This window comes from Streptococcus mitis, from assembly GCF_003942695.1.
Classification (GTDB): domain Bacteria; phylum Bacillota; class Bacilli; order Lactobacillales; family Streptococcaceae; genus Streptococcus; species Streptococcus mitis_BD.
This window is the reverse complement of the sequence record NZ_RJNU01000008.1, coordinates 1-16,005: the sequence shown is the minus strand read 5'-3', so window position 1 is coordinate 16,005 and position 16,005 is coordinate 1. Positions and strand designations below refer to the sequence as shown.

Genomic DNA, 16,005 nt, shown 5'->3' with positions numbered 1-16,005 from the left:
TTAATCTCCTAAAGTTATTTTCATTTTTTTAATGTCTTTGAGGGCTGTATTAGCACGGACACTTTGTTTTTTGACCGTTTTGCCACTACCTTCCCACTCGACTTCTATATTCAGCCATTTGGCAAATGTTTGCACATTTTCATCTGTCCAGCCGTACATATCAGGTATTTCTTCGACCTTATCAGATAGGATCAAGATCTGCTGATTGGCTTCCAAATTATCTCCTTCAGAAACCGAGAGATCCTTGATCTTGGTTCCTGTTCCGATAACGATTGGTTGGACAAGGTTACGACGCAATTCCTCTGCTAGGTCACCCGGAGTAAAGTCCTTGGTAGCTGGCATGGCATAGCTTGTCGTCTTGCTGACCTGATCCAAATTCTTAGCAGTTGACTGAAGATTGAGGGATTCTTTCATAGCAGAAGCTCGCTCAAGGATTGGGTTGGCAAACTCTCCCAGTTGAACACCTGAATAATGCTCTGGCTGTTGCACCGTTACATAGAGGATAAAGTCAGGGTTCTCTGCAGGATGCATCGACACAACAGAGAAGATATAGTTGGTTGACCCGGTAAGATAACCACCATTTTTCTCATCCGCAATCTGAGCCGTCCCTGATTTCAGGGCAACATTCTGACCTGGGACATTGACAGTTGCTTTTCCTGTACTATGATTGTACATAGTTCCATAGACAGGGTCGGTACCAACCATGACCATATGTTCTCGAGTTGATGAGGCTGCTTCTTTTGAGACGGGATTTCCGACGATTTCCTTTTGAGACTTACGGACAGACTGGTCATTTGGATCATAGAGGGCACTGATAAATTTCGGCTCCAACATAACCCCATCGTTGGCAATGGCTGTAAAAGCACGAAGCATCTGGGTCTGGGTAACAGAAATCCCTTGTCCAAATGCACTCATGGCGATATTGACAATGTTATCCGCAGGTAATTGACCTGTGTACTCATCTGCCAGACCAAAACGAGTTGGCACCCCAAACTTAAAGCGGTTAAGATAGTCCAGCCATGTTGCATCCCCCATCTTTTGCTCAAGCAAGGTCATCCCGATATTACTTGAATGGGCAAAACCTTGAGAGAAAGTCATGGTACCACCACTGGTCAACCCTTCATTGACATCCCAGTCTCGAATAGTCGCATCTGCTATTTTCAATTCACTACTGTTAAAGTATTCTCCACCAGGGAAGGTGTTGTTATCAATGGCTGAGGCCAGCATCATCACCTTCATGGTCGATCCTGGCTCGTAGTTGCTTTGATAAAGGATATCACGCCAGACAAAGTCTTTTGTAATGCCATCCTTGGTATCTGCATTGAAGGTCGGCCGTTGAGTCGTAGCGAGGATTTCCCCTGTCTTAGCGCTAACCAAGGTAGCCGTCATGTACTTGCCTTTTACCTTTTCTTGGAAGAGATCCATCTGGGTTTCCATAAAGGATTGCAAAGGACTGGAAAGAGTCGTGTAGACATCCTTTCCATCTACCGTTTGTTGCGAGGCTTGTTCTGTTCCTGGAACAATATTTCCCAAGGGATCCTTTTCATAAGTAATGATTCCATCAGTCCCTGCAAGGATATTATTCAAGGAGCTTTCCATCCCTGATGTTCCAATTAAGCGTTTGGTGCCATCCTCATTTTCATGGAGTTGTGCGAGTCCGATAAAGGAAGAAGCAAACTGTCCATTGGGATAACTGCGGTTAGGGCTAGTCGTAAAGTCAATCCCCTCGACACCAGCAGTTTTGAGATCATTTTTAATAGCCATCATATTGGCATAGGTAATCCCATTTCCCTTGGTACCAAAGGATACCTGTTTCAGATCTGGCTGAGAAAGCTGTTCTTTGACATAGGACTCCTCCATATCCAGATACTTATGGAAAATTTCAGCCACCTTATTAAATTGAGAATCCTCTACATAGAGTATCTTACCTGTTGCTGACTTGTAGGTCTTGTCAATAACGGCATAGATATTATAAGATGTCGCATCTTCTGCAATAGGCGTACCATTACGATCGTAGATAGTCCCCCGTTTTGCAGGAATCGTCTTGGTTGTTTGGTGAACCTTTTTAGCCTCTTTAACCAAGTCCTTACCAAATTTTTTACCCGTTCCGATAATGACCGCAAAGTTGACCAAAAAGACAGCGAAGAGTATGACAGCCAATAAACTCAGGCTTTTCCCTACTCTTCGGCGGTTTTCTTCTGGAGATTTACGGTTACGAACGGCATAACGGATGATTTTTTCTTTCCACTGTTTCATTTCTTACTCCGCTGCTCGGATATTTTCGTTATTCAGCTGCAAATCCTTGGAGTTTGCAATTTCTTTCAAACGTTCTGAACGAATCAATTCATTGACCTCTTGCTTGGCATCGTCTAGCTCGGTTTTCTTTTCTTCGATTTGAGCATTGACCTTGGTCAATTCATTCTGAACTTGTAATAGCTTGGTCTGCATAAACACAACGCTAATTGCCAAGATAATCATTGTTGCAGCAATCGAAACATAGAAGGCCTTTTCCACACGTGAAAAACCTTTAAACTTCGTTTGCAATAACTGGCTTGTTTTTTCGATTCTTTCTGCCATGTTTTTCCTCTTACTTGTGAATTTTTCTAGCCACGCGCAACTTGGCTGAATGCGAACGATTGTTGGCTTCTAGCTCTTCAGCACTTGGCAAGATTGGCTTACGGGATACCAATTCCATCTTAGGCTTAAGGTCATCTGGAATGAAGGGCAAACCTTTGGGAACTTCCACTGTTGAAGCTTCTTTAAATAGTTGCTTAGTCAAGCGGTCTTCCAGCGAATGGAAGGTAATGACCGAGATTCTACCATCCAGAGCCAGCATGTCCATGGCCTGCTGGATGGATTCATCTGCCGCGCCCAGCTCATCATTGACTTCGATTCGGATAGCCTGGAAAATCTGCTTGGCAGGGTGTCCCTTTTTCTTGAGTTCCTTAGCAGGCTTGGCCGACTTGATAATCTCTGCCAACTCCGTCGTTGTCTCAATTGGTTTCACCTCGCGCGCTTGCTCAATCTTACGGGCAATCTGTTTAGAAAACTTATCCTCACCATACTTGAAAAAGATCCGAACCAAGTCATGATAGTCATAATGATTGACCACCTCATAGGCTGTTAGACTAGCTTCCTGATTCATCCGCATATCCAGTGGCGCATCCTTTTTATAAGAAAAACCACGTTCACGCTGATCCAGCTGAGGACTGGACACTCCCAAGTCATAACAAATTCCATCAATTTCCTGGACACCAGCCTCCTGCAAACGTACCTGCAAATGACGGAAGTTATCCTTGATAAAGGTTACCATCCCCTTTTCGATGTAGGGTGCCAAGCGTTTTTGCGCATTGTCAATGGCATTCTGGTCCTGGTCAAAGGCATAGAGATGCCCTTTTTCGCTCAATTTACTTAATAAATATTCGCTATGGCCTGCTCCGCCCAAAGTCGCATCAACGTAGATACCGTCAGGTTTTACGTCAAGCATATCAATCGTTTCATGAAGCAAGACCGTTACATGATGAAATTCTTTTGTCATATCCTATCTATTTTACCACAAATCTGACCAGCTTGCACTTGTCAGACAAGGCTAAGTTTCTTCGAAAAAAATTCTCAAATATATGTCTCATATACTTGACATCTCGCTCTCAAAAGAATATAATATAGTCAAATATATACGACATATCAGAAAGGAGACCTTATGAATCGTGTCAAAGAATTCCGCAAGGAACTAGGCATTTCCCAGCTCGAGCTCGCCAAAGATATCGGTGTCTCGAGACAGACCATCAACATGATTGAAAATGACAAGTACAATCCTACTTTGGAACTCTGTCTCAATCTCGCCCGTAGCCTCCAAACTGACCTCAACAGTCTCTTTTGGGAGGACGATTTTTAAAAAAGGAGCAAACAAATGAAAAAAGAAACTCTCACTGAAAAATTCATCAAACGCATATACGGTATTTCTGGTCCCCTTGACGAACACAAACGGCGCGAGACCGATCGTATCGGGAATCAGGTCTTTATTGTCCTCTTTTATCTGATGACATTTGGCAATCTCATTCCCTTTGTCCTTGCTTATAAATACCCGCAAATTGTCGCTATCGGCTATCCTCTCTTGGTGTTTGGCATTTCGATGATAGTTGCTCTCTATGTGATCTCTCAAACCAAGAAAACGGGCATCACAGCTATTGATCCCGAAATGCTGAGTCAAAAAGAAAGCAAACAGCTACGTTTTCCTGGTCTAAAATCCGGTCTGATCTATGGCATAGCGATATTTTTTATAATGCCATTCATTGATACCCTAACCAGTGAAAATCCAAATTTCATCAGTTCTCTTCTGAATACAAAACATATTTTAAAAACTATACTGGGAGCTTTCTTTTTCGGAATGATGATGCAAATTGTTGTCTCTCTTCGCATTCAAAAAGCCAAGAAAGACCAAGAAGACGACTAGGAGGTACCTTATGAAATCACTAGCGAGACTGCTGATCAGTCATGTTTTTATCAGTATCTTTATTACCTTTTTCCTACTTTCTGGACATATTGAGCATCCTTTCTTGATTATCTTTCTTTTATTCCTTCCTGTATTGAACAAGGGACAGAGATTCCAGAAAATCCAATCAAAAAAAATACGTCTTCTAAACGCATCTCTCTGTTTTATCCTCGTATCCTTTCCACAACTTTTAACAAATCCTATGGATTGGAGATATCTGGTATTTCTAATAATCTGTATCATTTTTAGTTTGGTTTACTTCTATACTCTCTGTCAACTCTTTAAAGAAGTCAATCAAAAATCGGTCATTTAGGAGAACACTCCCATGAAAAAAGAAGATTTCACCACTCGCTTACTCAAACTATTCTTTCACATACAAGGGCCATTTGATGAATGCCGTCAAGAGATGATTTACAAGGCTTGTGCCCGTGCCTTGATCCAAATCGTTTACTCCTCCCTCCTACTCTTCTTGTTCTATCTCCTATTTGGACGCTTCATAGAGTTGGTTCGAGATGCCATGCCCTACCTCTATTTTGAACTTATCTTCGTCCTCTCATCTAGGGCGAGACTAGCAGTTCGCGACTTACATTTGGACAAGGATGACCAGTCCGAAATTCATCACAAAAGCCACAGCAAAAGCCAGATCAAAGTTCGTAGTTGGAGTGTATTCATCAGCATTCCAATTGGCTTGTTTGTCTTATCAGCCTTTCACAAACTCTTTGTTCAGCATCTTCCCTTCGATACCTTTTGGGACAACCTCTTCCACTTCGATAAAATGCTCCCTTTACTAGTCTTGGGTTTGGGAATTGGAGCCATCTTTGGAACCATGACCTACGCCTTTTTATCAGAACACGAGGTAAAACACTCTGAACCAGTAACGCATAAGGAAAATATAGAAAAATGACCAGTATATATGATTTTTCCGTTTTAAACCAAAGCAACCAAGCAACTTCCCTAGAGAGTTATCGTGGTAACGTTCTCTTGATTGTCAACACTGCTACTGGATGTGGTTTAACGCCCCAGTATCAGGGACTTCAAGAACTCTATGAACGCTATCAAGATCAGGGTTTTGAAATCTTGGATTTCCCTTGCAATCAATTTATGGGACAAGCACCCGGCAGCGCAGAGGAAATCAATAGCTTCTGCAGCCTACACTATCAGACTACTTTCCCTCGATTTGCCAAGGTCAAGGTCAATGGCAAGGAAGCAGAACCTCTCTATGTTTGGTTGAAAGACCAAAAAGCTGGTCCGCTAGGAAAACGAATCGAATGGAATTTCGCTAAGTTTCTCATTGGCCGAGATGGGCAAGTCCTTGAGCGCTTCTCTTCCAAAACAGACCCCAAAACCATCCAAGAGTTTCTCCAAAAAATACTCTAATTTCTTTTTAAAACGTGTCCTTTCATTTAGTTTGAGCCTTGAAAGGATGCGTTTTTTCTTTAAAAAGTAACTTATTTTCTTTAATTTATATTTATTTTTTTCTTTTTTGCTATTGCAATTCTTTTATTAATTTAGTATATTTGTTATATTAAAAGTTTCCAGTCATTTTAAGGGAGAAATGACCTTTTAAATTTTTTTATCTTAAAATGAAAGCGTTTTATGCGCAGGAGGTAAGGTGGCTTACAAATTATCAGAGAGTTTTTATCCTTAAATCAAGTTGTAACCAAGTCAGACTTGGGCTCTGGCAGTAGCTGACTGCCTTTCTAAAAACTAGGAGTATATTATGAATCGATACCTTTTTGAAAAAGGGCAAACGTTTAGCATTCGGAAACTGACCGTTGGAGTTGCCTCGGTCATGGTTGGACTAGCATTTTTTGCTTCAGGAACTGCTCTAGCTGATGAAAATCTTCCCGATGGGAAATCAAACCTTGAGAGTAAAATTGAGCAGGTTTCCAATCTAGAAGAAAACAAAGTTGAACCCGAGAAGAAAGAAAACCTCAACCAGTCAGCATCACAGCAACTAGAAAAAGAAGAAGCTCCTGCGGATACAAGTAAGGCTGATTTGCTCCCTGAAGAAATTCACGATCAAGCATATCCTGACACCGACGTCAAACCTTTCAAAACTTCAGCTACCGTAGAAAAGGCTGAAAGTCCTCAAGTTGAATCAAAAAGTATTTTGAAATCAACGGAAGAAGAGATCGCTCAAAAAGATAATCGTGCCATCATTAACGGTGGACAAGACCTCAAACACATCAACTATGAGGGGCAACCTGCAACTGCTGCTACTATGGTATATAGCATTTATAATGGTGGGGCTCAACGATACATCGTTTCTGGGTCTGGTATTTTTGTCGCGCCTAACGTTTTCTTGACAGTTGCTCATAACTTTTTAGATAAAGAAGGCCATATTCGTGGCGGAGATTCTGCGCGCTTCTATTACAATCTAGGCTCCAACGCTCCCGTTAAAAATTCTCAGCCAAATTCAGGAAATACCACACTCTTCCAAGAGAAAGATATCCACTTCTGGAACAAAGAAGAGTTTAGCAAGGGATATCAAAATGACTTGGCAGCAGTTGTAGCGCCTGTCCCTGTACAAATTGCAAGTCCAAATAAAGCAGCAACTTTTGTACCACTCGCTGAGCATAAGACTTACAAAGCAGGGGATCCTGTCAGCACGATTGGTTACCCAACTGACTCAAGCTCAAAAGAACTCAAACAGCCTATCGTAGCTGGACAACTCTATAAGGCTGACGGCAAGGTAAAATCTGTTGATCCTTATGATGACAAGGGAGCTACTGGCATCACTTACCAAACAACTTCTGTATCTGGTTTGTCTGGTGGTGGAATTATCAATGGTGATGGAAAAGTCATCGGCGTACACCAACACGGAACGGTTGACAACGGTGTCCCTGAGAAAGAGCGCTTTGGTGGCGGACTTGTCCTCTCTCCTGAACAACTCAAATGGGTCAAAGATATTATTGACAAATATGGTGTCAAGGGCTGGTATCAAGGTGATAATGGCAAACGTTACTACTTTACACCTGAAGGTGAAATGCTTAGAAATAAGACAGCTGTCATCGGAGAAAATCAGTACTCCTTTGATGAGAGCGGTGTCGCTACTCTAGTCAAGGGAATTGATTACGGACGTGTCGTTATCCAGCACGTGGACGAAGCAGGCAATACAGTCAAAGAAAACGATACTTTCTTAGACAAAACAGAAGTGGGAACTGGCTTTGACTATGATTTTAAGAAAGCAATCACTCCAACCGAATTCTACAAGCAAAATCTAGAAAAATACCAGATTCTTTCCATTGATGGGGTTGAGATTCAGAAGCAACTAAAAGACGAGTGGAACCACAATGTCGTTAGCAAAACAGCTCCTGGAACTCGTGTCATCAAGGTGGTCTATAAAGTCAACAAAGGCTCCTTCAAAGTTTACTACCGTCAAAAAGGAACAAGCACTGAACTAGCGGAAGCGACAGTTGATAACAATGACGGTCAAGAGTATGACGTTTCCTTTGTCAACACCTTCCATGCAAAAGACATTGCTGGCTACCGTCCAGTAAAAGCTAGTTTGGAAGCAACTATCCAGCAAAAGGGGGTGAATGAAGTCGTCTTTGAATACGAGCCAGTCGCTGATACAGCTAATCCAACGACTCCGACTCCACCAGTCGCTCATCCAGAAGATAAGGAAACTGAGATTGGCAATCATGGACCTCTTCCAAGCAAGGCCCAACTCGATTACCACAAGGAAGAATTGGCAGCCTTCATCCACTACGGAATGAACACCTATACCAATTCTGAATGGGGAAATGGGAAAGAAGACCCTCGATACTTCAATCCAACCAACTTAGATACAGACCAATGGATTCGTACTCTGAAGGAAACAGGCTTCAAACGAACCATTATGGTTGTTAAACACCACGACGGGTTCGTTGCTTATCCTTCTAAGTACACCAACCATACCGTAGCTGCTAGCCCATGGAAAGATGGTAAGGGTGACCTTCTCGAAGAAGTTTCCAAGTCTGCTAGCAAGTATGACATGAATATGGGTGTTTACTTGTCACCATGGGATGCTAATCATCCAAAATACCATGTTGCAACCGAAAAAGAATACAACCAATACTATCTCAACCAACTGAAAGAAATCCTTGGTAATCCGAAATACGGTAATAAAGGGAAATTTATCGAAGTTTGGATGGACGGTGCGCGTGGTAGCGGTGCCCAAAAAGTAACCTATACCTTTGATGAATGGTTCAAATACATCAAAGAAGCTGAAGGAGATATTGCTATCTTCTCTGCTCAACCGACAAGCGTTCGCTGGATCGGAAATGAACGAGGTATCGCAGGTGACCCTGTATGGCATAAAGTCAAAAGGGCCAATATCACAGACGATGTGAAAAACGAATACCTCAACCATGGTGACCCAGATGGTGATATGTATTCTGTAGGGGAAGCTGACGTTTCAATCCGTTCGGGCTGGTTCTACCATGACAATCAACAGCCGAAATCACTCAAAGAATTGATGGATATCTACTTCAAGTCTGTTGGCCGTGGAACCCCGCTCCTTCTCAATATTCCACCAAATAAAGAAGGGAAATTCGCAGATGCAGATGTGGCTCGCTTGAAGGAGTTCAAGGCAACTCTAGACCAAATGTATGCGACTGACTTTGCCAAAGGTGCCACTGTAACAGCAAGTTCTACTCGTCAAAACCACCTCTACAAAGAAAGCCACCTCACAGACGGTAAAGATGACACCAGCTGGGCGCTCTCAAATGATGCCACAACCGGTAGTTTCACAGTCGATTTAGGACAAAAGAGACGCTTTGACGTTGTTGAACTCAAGGAAGATATCGCCAAAGGTCAACGTATCTCTGGTTTCAAGATTGAAGTCGAAATCAACGGACGCTGGGTGACTTACGGTGAAGGTTCAACCGTTGGTTACCGTCGCTTGGTTCAAGGCAAGCCTGTAGAAGCACAAAAAATCCGTGTAACCATCACTGGTGCTCAAGCAACTCCAATTTTGACCAACTTCTCAGTCTACAAGACACCAAGCAGCATTGAAAAGACAGATGGCTATCCTCTTGGACTGGAATACCACTCAAACACAACTGCGGATACAGCCGGAACAACTTGGTACAATGAATCTGAAGGGGTTCGTGGCACTTCTATGTGGACCAATCAAAAAGATGCCAAAGTAAGCTATACCTTCACAGGAACCAAGGCCTATGTCGTCTCTACGGTCGATCCAGGTCATGGAGAAATGTCCGTCTACGTTGATGGTCAAAAGGTTGCAGATGTGCAAACTAAGAATGCTAGCCGTAAACGTAGCCAAAAAGTCTTTGAGACAGGCGATTTAGCACCTGGTCAACATACTATTACTCTTGTAAACAAAACAGGTGAACCAATTGCTACAGAAGGAATCTACACCCTAAACAATGATAGTAAAGGGATGTTTGAACTCGAGTCTACTAACTACGAAGTCGAAAAAGGAAAACCAGTCACTGTTAAAATTAAGCGTGTTGGTGGAAGCAAGGGGGCTGCTACTGTTCGCTTCATCACAGAACCTGGAACTGGGGTTCACGGTAAAGTTTACCAAGATACAACTCAAGATGTGACCTTTAAAGATGGAGAAACAGAAAAGACTGTTACCATCCCAACGATTGACTTTACAGAACAAGCAGACTCTGTCTTTGACTTCAAAGCCAAGCTCACTTCAGTCACTGATGGTGCCCTGCTCGGTTTTGCTACCGATGCAACCATCCAAGTGATGAAAGCTGAATTGCTGATCAAGGACCAAACAAGCTATGATGACCAAGCTAGTCAGTTGGATTATAGTCCTGGCTGGCACCATGAAACCAATTCGGCAGATAAGTACCAAAAGACTGAGTCTTGGGCTTCCTTTGGCCGCTTAACTGATGAGCAAAAGAAAAAGACAACTGTCACAGCCTACTTCTACGGTACTGGACTTGATATCAAGGGCTATGTTGATCCAAATCACGGTATCTACAAAGTCTTCCTAGATGGCAAAGAAGTTCCTTACCAAGATGGCATGGGAAATGCTTCAACTATTGACGGTAAGAAATACTTTAGCGGTCGTGCAGCCCAACGCCAAGGCAATCAAACTCTGGTCAGCCTAAAAGGTCTGGACGAAAACTTGCACGCAGTCACCCTTCAACTCGATCCTGATCGAAACGATTTGTCTCGAAATATCGGTATCCAGGTAGACCAATTCATCACTCGTGGCGAAGGTAGTGAACTCTACAGCAAGGCAGATATCATCCAGTCTATCTCAAAATGGAAAGATGATCTGTCCAACTTTGATCCAGCAGGCTTGAAAAATACGGCCACTGCACGCCAAGCTTTCCAAGCAAATCTAGAAAAATTGAGAAACCAACTCAGTGCTGATGCAGTGGATGTTCAAGAAGTCATGTTGACAGTCAGCGCCCTACAAGATATCCTATCCAAGGATGAGAACTATCAAAGAGGCCAAGAGGAGCCTAGTCCAGAGCAACCGGAACAGCCAGAAGAACCTGAGAAACCTGACCAGCCTGAGCAACCAGCTGAACCAAAACAACCTGAAATTGAGTATGATAAGGCTATGGACAGCTTGACGAAAGCTATCGAGAAAAAAGTCGCTGAGCTTGGATCCAACAAGGAAGCTAAGAAGAAATTATTAGAAATTGCTGACCAAGCCATTGCTGCAATCCAAGAAGCTAAAACTCAGGAAGCAGTCAATCAAGCGCTAGAAACTGCTCTCGAACAAATCAGCAAGCTCGAAGCAGCTCAGCCTGAGAAACCGGCTCAACCTGAAAAACCAGTTCAGCCTGAGAAACCGGCTCAACCTGAAAAACCAGTTCAGCCTGAAAATCCGACTCAACCTGAGAATCCGGTTCAACCTGAGAAACCTGGCCAGCCTGAGCAACCAGCTCAACCGGAAACTCCGGCTCAGCCTGAAAAGCCAGCGCAACCGGAACAACCCGCTCAACCTGAGAAACCGGTGCAACCTGAGAAACCTGCTGAGCCTGAAAATCCGACTCAACCTGAGAAACCAGCGCAACCGGAACAACCTGCTGAGCCTGAAAAGCCAGCTCAGCCTGAAAAGCCGACTCAACCTGAGAAACCGGCGCAACCTGAAAAACCAGTTCAGCCTGAAAAACCGACTCAACCTGAGAAACCGGCGCAACCGGAAAAACCTGCCGAGCCTGAAAAGCCAGCTCAGCCTGAAAATCCGACTCAACCTGAGAAACCGGCGCAACCGGAAAAACCTGCTCAACCTGCTCAACCGGAAAAACCGGCTCAGCCTGAAAATCCGACTCAACCGGAAACTCCAGCGCAACCTGAGAAACCAGCTGAACCTGAGAAACCGGCTGAACCGGAAAAACCAGCTAAACCTGAGAAACCAGCTCAACCTGAGAAACCAGCTGAACCTGAAAAACCAGCTGAACCTGAAAAACCAGCTCAACCTGAGAAACCTGCTCAACCTGAGAAACCGACTCAACCGGAAACTCCAGCGCAACCTGAGAAGCCAATTACTTCTTCAAGTCCTGAGGAAGGGGTCAAGGACCTTATCTTTACACTTCCAAGTTTGGAAATCGTCAATAAGACAGTACCGTTCAAGACTATCCGTCGCGAAAACCCACAATTAGACAAAGGAAAAGAGCAAGTTCTATCAGAAGGGAAAGACGGTCTCTTAGTCGAGTATGTTGAAGTGGACGGTGACAATCGCAAGGTTCTCCAAACAGAAGCAACTCCAGCTCAAGATCGAGTTATTGAGGTAGGTAGCAAACAAAGCTCAGTTGGAACAGAAGCGCCACCAGTTGTGACTCTTCCTGAGTACGTTCTCCCAAGAGAGACTGAAAAAACTGCTCCATCCGTAACAGATAATTCATCATCAAAAGATGAAAAAGCTCCTGTTACAGCTACAATCAAAGAAGATAAGGAAAGAGAACTCCCTGCAACTGGGGAACAAGAAGCAACTGCCTTCCTCTTCTTGGCAGCCATTACTTCTATCTTGTCTCTCCTCATCTTCCAAAAGAATTTCAAAGACTAATAACCCTCTTTGATTGATTCTTTCTAATTATTCAGTTCCCCCGTTGAGAAGACCATTTGGTCTTCTCTTTTTCTATCTATAAAATAAAAAACATCCACAAATACACATGGATGTTTTGGTATGAATCTATAAAGTAAGATGATCATTGAGAATAGGTGTTCTCAAATCCAACTACGTTTTCAAATAAACGCTCATCTAAAAAAGAGAGTGGGCCTTGCCTTATCTCATCAGAACTACCATCATAAGTTCTGCAAGAACTCCACAGATAAAAGATGGTGTTTCGAATTCCAATACCATGAGATCTTCTGACGCTCACAAGCTATCTCCCCTAGATCAGACTTCCCTCTCCCACATCTAGGTCTACTGACTACTATTTTCGAGTCCAGCGTATGCATAGGTTCGATTTCTAGGAGACTCTTTTTCCGTCACCACCCTAAAATAAAAGCGATGCTCTCGCCCATCCTTGGCATTTTCCTTGTTTAAGACGAAGTAGTTTTTCTGATTCATCGCCATGGTGCGTAGAATGTCATCGATCAAAAAAGTCAGTGGCACATTCATGGCAGAGTATTTTTGAAAATCCTCTTCAAAACGAATATAGGCTTCTGAAAAATAATCCATCTGCAGTTTGTTTTCATACAACTCTTTTCTAGTCATAAACTCCCTCCTCCCACAGTCGAATTTCGAGTACATCTGCTAGCTCTACCAGCCTATAGCCCTCATTGGTCCTAATAGATAGAGTTTGAGATGATAATTCGCTCACCTTGCCGACGATAGTCGTTTTTTGTTTCTTTTCCTTGACTACAAAGTATCCCTTTAGTTGCCCGACATAAAGCTGCGAAAGCAAGAGTAACTTCTCAACGGGATTCAAACTCGTCGAAAAAGCAACCCGATTTTTTTCTTCACCGAGTGAACTAGTATGCTCTGAGAGGAAAAAGCCCATCCACTTCTGCATCCCTGGATCTTGATAGTCACGCGCAGATGGAAAGGGTAAATAAGAACGATCAATCATTTTAGTCCATCTAATCCTCCAGCAGAATGCCCCCCAATCAGCTTGCTTCTAGCAAGACTCCTAGAGGCTTCTTCCAGTGCGTTGGCCTTTAAGAGGAAGGTAAAACCAAATTGTTCCCGAATGGAGTCAATGGCTGTCTGGAGCCTTTCTTCTTTTTCTAACTTGTCAACATCATCAAAGAGGGAGATCAAACCAAAAGACTCGTCCACAAATCCTGAATAGTTGACTCCGACACTTCTGACCGCTCCAGAAGTGTATTTATTATGAAATAGCTTCAAAACATAATCCGTTAAGATAGCTGTATTATTGGTCGGTTCGACCTTCATTTGTGTGTGAATAGACGACCTGACCTCCTGCTTAGAGAAACCAACATAGATAGAGACAAGGGTTGTTTTCTTGCCCGCCCTTCTCAGCCTAATAGCCACCTGCTCCGCCATTTCTCGAAGAATAATTTCGATATCCCGTAGCTTCACGTAGTCTCTCGGCAAGATTTGAGAATTGCCTAATCCCTGAGACTTGGCTTTATAAGGCCTGTGAACATTGCTCTCATCAATCCCATTAGCATGAAACCACAAACGCAGGCCAGCCTGACCCAGAGCCTTCTGTAGCTGGTCTGGATTACTGGTTGCCAATTCCTTGATGGAAAAAATCCCCAGATCATGCAAGCGTTTCTCCATCCGCCTGCCAATCCCCCAAAAGTCTGTCATCTTAGGAATGGCCCAGACTTTCTCTTCCACATCCTGATAAGACCAGTTTGCCCTCATGGTCGGGGTGTGCTTGGCCTCATTATCCAGAGCCAATTTAGCCAGTAAGGGATTGGCATTGGACATACCCACTGTAGAGTAGATCCCTGTCTGCCTCCAAATATCCCTCTGGATGCGAGCAGAAAGCAGATCCAGCTTGTCTTTGCGAGATAGACTCTTGTCTGGGATAAAATAGTTGAGCGAACTAGTCAGATCAATAAAGCCCTCATCGATAGAGTAGGGATAAATATCATCTGGACTACCATAATTTTGAAAGATTCGCTGGATTTCCATATTGACTGCTATGTATTCATCCATCCTAGGTGGCACGATCAGGGTCACTTGAGCCCAATCTTCGATGTAGCGAACATAGTCTAAGTCAGTAGGCAAGCCTTGCTTTCGAGCATTGTAATAGGAAAATTTGCGCGTTTTGATATCAAAAGGCAGATCATAGGCCCGGCCAACATTGGACTTACCAAAAATCTTCTTAAACATGGGAGAGGAAGCTAGGATAAGACCAGTAGAATTATCCGCGCGACTCATGACACAAAGCGAGGTCTTCAGCGGATGCAATCCCCTTTTCACACACTCGACACTGGCATAAAAAGATTTCATATCGACAAAGGCAATATCACTTTTGGGCTCTCTGGAATAATCAAAGTAGCCCATAGGCTAACCCTCCATCGGCACAAAATTCCCAACGATAATCCCCACAATCCGAGGATCTTCTTCATAGGAGATGAAAATGTCCTTGTATTTAGGATTGATCGATACCAGACGCAAGCCATCTTCCTCCCGATAAACCCGTTTGATATAGGTCTGGTTGTTGCAGACCACTGCATAAACTGCTCCGTCATAGTCAAATCCCGTCTCTCGAATCAGAGCCACCGAACCATTTTGATATTTAGGCTCCATAGAGTCCCCAGCCACCCAGGACGCAAAATCATGGGCCAACTCCTCGTTAAAGTAGACCGTATCAAAATTCTGGTCATCGTAGACCGAAGTCCCAATCCCTGCTGACATGCGTTCGTAGACACGGTACTCATAGAGGCGCTCTGGCATGATCGTCACCTTCTGAGTTTGTTCCTCTTGAGCTAGGTTGCGAGCATAAAGCACAACCTTGTCCTTCCCTTGCTTGGAGAGGCTATTGTAGAGACGGACAATCTCAATCTGAGTAAAATACCCTCTTGCTACCTTTAAAATATTCTCTAGCTGGGCAACCTTCTCCTTGGATGGTTCCTTAATTCCACGTTCCCAAGCCGAGTAAGCCTGAAAACTAATCCCTAATTCCTCTGCAATTTCCTTCTGTGTCAATTTTAACTCTTTTCTCCGAGCCTTGAGTTTTTCTGGTTGGTACATGATTCACCCCCTAGTGTGATGTTTTATCGAGAATATCTCTCTTAGAAAAACAAATCGACGGTTGAGCTTACATCTCCAAAACTCAACCAATTAGGTTTAGTTTTATTATATAAAAAAAGTGGACGATTGTCCACTGGGAAAACCAAGTTTAAACAGCACCACTTATCTATTCTGAACAAAAAAGACATCCAAGAGTAAATTCTTGAATGTCTGTAAACGTTGATATAATCGTATTGATTAACGTTTTGAGAATTGTGATGCTTTACGAGCTTTCTTAAGACCTGGTTTGACAAAAATGTATTTCAGCATGTCTCAGAAGCTTATTATAACAACTTTAAACGTACTTCCCTTACTTAAATAATTTGAAAAAATTTCATTCAAATTGTTTTAAAAGGAGAAACTTTTTCAATTT

13 protein-coding genes are annotated in these 16,005 nt (G+C 43.1%); 6 read left to right on the top strand and 7 right to left on the bottom strand.

The window, feature by feature from the left end:
- From pbp2X to rsmH, 3 genes are read right to left on the bottom strand one after another with little or no spacing between them, the layout of a single operon-like run.
- Positions 1-2,256, bottom strand: coding sequence for a penicillin-binding protein PBP2X (pbp2X, locus tag D8852_RS06750; RefSeq protein ID WP_125425155.1), 2,256 nt, complete (start codon positions 2,254-2,256; stop codon positions 1-3).
- 3 nt (positions 2,257-2,259) lie between these two features.
- Positions 2,260-2,577: a cell division protein FtsL gene (ftsL, locus tag D8852_RS06745; RefSeq protein ID WP_000840795.1), complete on the bottom strand. Its 318-nt coding sequence runs from the start codon at positions 2,575-2,577 to the stop codon at positions 2,260-2,262.
- Positions 2,578-2,587: 10 nt separating this feature from the next.
- Positions 2,588-3,538, bottom strand: coding sequence for a 16S rRNA (cytosine(1402)-N(4))-methyltransferase RsmH (gene rsmH, locus D8852_RS06740; RefSeq protein ID WP_125425154.1), 951 nt, complete (start codon positions 3,536-3,538; stop codon positions 2,588-2,590).
- Between the two features lie 162 nt (positions 3,539-3,700).
- Between rsmH and D8852_RS06735 the strand changes: the two genes are divergently transcribed.
- The 6 genes from D8852_RS06735 (at position 3,701) to D8852_RS06710 (ending at position 12,482) form a co-directional block, all read left to right on the top strand.
- A complete protein-coding gene (locus D8852_RS06735) occupies positions 3,701-3,895 on the top strand; it encodes a helix-turn-helix transcriptional regulator (protein WP_001082470.1) in 195 nt (64 codons plus the stop codon).
- 15 nt (positions 3,896-3,910) lie between these two features.
- Positions 3,911-4,453: a DUF3278 domain-containing protein gene (locus D8852_RS06730; RefSeq protein ID WP_125425153.1), complete on the top strand. Its 543-nt coding sequence runs from the start codon at positions 3,911-3,913 to the stop codon at positions 4,451-4,453.
- 10 nt (positions 4,454-4,463) lie between these two features.
- Positions 4,464-4,805, top strand: coding sequence for a hypothetical protein (locus tag D8852_RS10180; RefSeq protein ID WP_000838124.1), 342 nt, complete (start codon positions 4,464-4,466; stop codon positions 4,803-4,805).
- 12 nt (positions 4,806-4,817) lie between these two features.
- Positions 4,818-5,396, top strand: coding sequence for a DUF3278 domain-containing protein (locus D8852_RS06720; protein WP_125425152.1), 579 nt, complete (start codon positions 4,818-4,820; stop codon positions 5,394-5,396).
- Positions 5,393-5,869, top strand: a complete 477-nt coding sequence (locus D8852_RS06715) for a glutathione peroxidase (RefSeq protein WP_084925557.1) — start codon at positions 5,393-5,395, stop codon at positions 5,867-5,869. The genes D8852_RS06720 and D8852_RS06715 overlap by 4 nt, the downstream gene beginning before the upstream one ends.
- Before the next feature lie 343 nt (positions 5,870-6,212).
- Positions 6,213-12,482 carry an alpha-L-fucosidase gene (locus D8852_RS06710; protein ID WP_125425151.1) on the top strand — a complete coding sequence of 2,090 codons (6,270 nt, stop codon included), beginning with the start codon at positions 6,213-6,215 and terminating at the stop codon, positions 12,480-12,482.
- 360 nt (positions 12,483-12,842) lie between these two features.
- On the opposite strand, the gene D8852_RS06700 is transcribed toward D8852_RS06710, so the two are convergent.
- From D8852_RS06700 to D8852_RS06685, 4 genes are read right to left on the bottom strand one after another with little or no spacing between them, the layout of a single operon-like run.
- The gene (locus tag D8852_RS06700; protein ID WP_125425150.1) at positions 12,843-13,136 is read right to left on the bottom strand and encodes a DUF5960 family protein; all 294 of its coding nucleotides are present in this window, start codon (positions 13,134-13,136) and stop codon (positions 12,843-12,845) included.
- Positions 13,129-13,491: a hypothetical protein gene (locus D8852_RS06695; RefSeq protein WP_125425149.1), complete on the bottom strand. Its 363-nt coding sequence runs from the start codon at positions 13,489-13,491 to the stop codon at positions 13,129-13,131. The genes D8852_RS06700 and D8852_RS06695 overlap by 8 nt, the downstream gene beginning before the upstream one ends.
- The gene (locus D8852_RS06690; RefSeq protein WP_125399327.1) at positions 13,488-14,903 is read right to left on the bottom strand and encodes a Y-family DNA polymerase; all 1,416 of its coding nucleotides are present in this window, start codon (positions 14,901-14,903) and stop codon (positions 13,488-13,490) included. The genes D8852_RS06695 and D8852_RS06690 overlap by 4 nt, the downstream gene beginning before the upstream one ends.
- 3 nt (positions 14,904-14,906) lie before the next feature.
- Positions 14,907-15,593 (bottom strand): XRE family transcriptional regulator, encoded by a 687-nt coding sequence (locus D8852_RS06685; protein ID WP_125399328.1) that lies wholly within the window; start codon positions 15,591-15,593, stop codon positions 14,907-14,909.
- Between the last annotated feature and the right edge of the window lie 412 nt (positions 15,594-16,005).